Below are 846 nucleotides of genomic sequence, written 5' to 3' on the forward strand. Positions count from 1 at the left end.
CATAGGGATTAAGCCAAAAGCCACAGGACGCTGATTAATCACTGAAACAAATTCAGAATAAAACAGAGTACAAATATCGAAGGTATCCTTATCGAATAAATCAATGATCTTCTGGCTGATTATAGCTGCCTCTGCAAAACCAACCCGCTTTACAGAACGCAAATCGATGTGATCAATCATCAAAGCTTTGTAATCACGTGATAAAATATCTGCTCCCTTTTTTCCCACGGTTAAGATTTTAACTATTTTACCGGCAGAAAGCAGTGCTTTAATCTGTTGGCGTGCCCGCCGAGCAATTTGCATATTAAAAGCACCACAAAGACCACGCTCAGCAGTACATACCACTAAAAGATGGACATCATTTCGACCAGTACCACGCATGAGAGGGGGCACATCGATGGCATCGACATCAGTGGCAACATTGGCTAAAATAGCAGCCATCCGCTGGGCATAAGGACGAGCAGACTGAGCTGCCTCTTGCACACGGTGCAACCTTGCTGCTGCAACCATTTGCATTGCTTTAGTAATTTTCTGTGTTGCCTTAACCGAGGCGATACGATCTCTAAGATCCTTCAACGACGCCATTCGCGCATTCCATTAAGTTATTACGAAAAAATCTTTGCGTAAGTATTAAGAACAACAATCAACTTATCCTTAACATCATCGGTTATCTGTTTTTGATGGGCGATTGCCTGCAAAAGATCTGGGTGATCACTCCGGAGAAGTGTCAAAAGACCTTGTTCGAATCGACCAACATCAGAAACAGCCAAAGCATCAAGATAACCATTAACACCAGCAAAGATAACAACAACCTGTTCTTCTGTTTTAAGTGGAGAAAATTGTGGT

1 protein-coding gene and 1 pseudogene are annotated in these 846 nt (G+C 42.3%); both read right to left on the bottom strand.

The genetic code is table 11. The features are described from left to right. Positions 1 to 585 (bottom strand): F0F1 ATP synthase subunit gamma (locus tag ACFIK8_RS10665; protein ID WP_375669412.1); only part of this gene is annotated, 585 nt, incomplete at its 3' end. A gap of 20 nt (positions 586 to 605) precedes the next feature. After that, positions 606 to 846 (bottom strand): annotated as a pseudogene (locus tag ACFIK8_RS10670) (F0F1 ATP synthase subunit alpha); the annotation flags it as partial.

The sequence above is a fragment of the Bartonella sp. MR168JLCBS genome (genome assembly GCF_042194175.1).